This window comes from Thiomicrorhabdus marina (assembly GCF_017571465.1).
Taxonomy (GTDB): Bacteria; Pseudomonadota; Gammaproteobacteria; order Thiomicrospirales; family Thiomicrospiraceae; genus Thiomicrorhabdus; species Thiomicrorhabdus marina.
This window is the reverse complement of record NZ_JAGETV010000066.1, coordinates 1-566: the sequence shown is the minus strand read 5'-3', so window position 1 is coordinate 566 and position 566 is coordinate 1. Positions and strand designations below refer to the sequence as shown.

General features: G+C 42.6%; 1 protein-coding gene and 1 tRNA gene. One reads left to right on the top strand and one right to left on the bottom strand.

Annotated features, from left to right (window positions below; all coding sequences use genetic code 11):
- Nucleotides 1-276 precede the first annotated feature (276 nt).
- Nucleotides 277-420: a site-specific integrase gene (locus J3998_RS13115; RefSeq protein ID WP_208151112.1), complete on the top strand. Its 144-nt coding sequence runs from the start codon at nucleotides 277-279 to the stop codon at nucleotides 418-420.
- Between the two features lie 69 nt (nucleotides 421-489).
- On the opposite strand, the gene J3998_RS13110 is transcribed toward J3998_RS13115, so the two are convergent.
- Nucleotides 490-566 (bottom strand) — tRNA-Arg (locus J3998_RS13110).

Here is a 566-nt window from a genome sequence, read left to right as displayed (position 1 = left end):
TTGAAGCAGTCAATTCTAGGCAGGTTTCGCAAAGCATAGCCATCGCTATGGTTAAGAAGCCTAACAACGAAGTGACGCTTCCAAACCTCGCCCGTTGGGGTTTTGCAAAATTTGGCTAAGCGGTGTTGTCTCTTTTGGTCAGGTCTAGACATGACGGCAAACAGACGCCTTGCTTAGCCTAAATTTTACTTTGCCTGAAGCCATTTGGACTTGTTCTACGCTTCCTTAGCATGGCAATCCGCTTATAAAAAATCAGTTTCTACAGGTATTGCTAGTATGAATAAAGAAGAACGCTTTAGTTTTCACGATATTAAGGCTAAAGGTGTTTCAGATCATGCTTTACATGAATCCGGCCACAAGACAGAATCGGCTAAAGCTAGGTATATGAGAAAAACAAAAGAAGTAGAGGCTACAAAATAAAACTTTTGGTAATTCTTTTGGTAAAGACATAAAAAAACCCACTAGAAAAACTAGCAGGTTTTTAAGATATGGCGCGCCCGAAGGGAGTCGAACCCCTAACCGCTCGGTTCGTAGCCGAGTACTCTATCCAATTGAGCTACGGGCGC

Coding starts and splice junctions, on each gene's coding strand:
- J3998_RS13115 (WP_208151112.1), top strand. CDS start 277: ATGAATAAAGAAGAACGCTTTAGTTTTCACGATATTAAGGCTAAAGGT.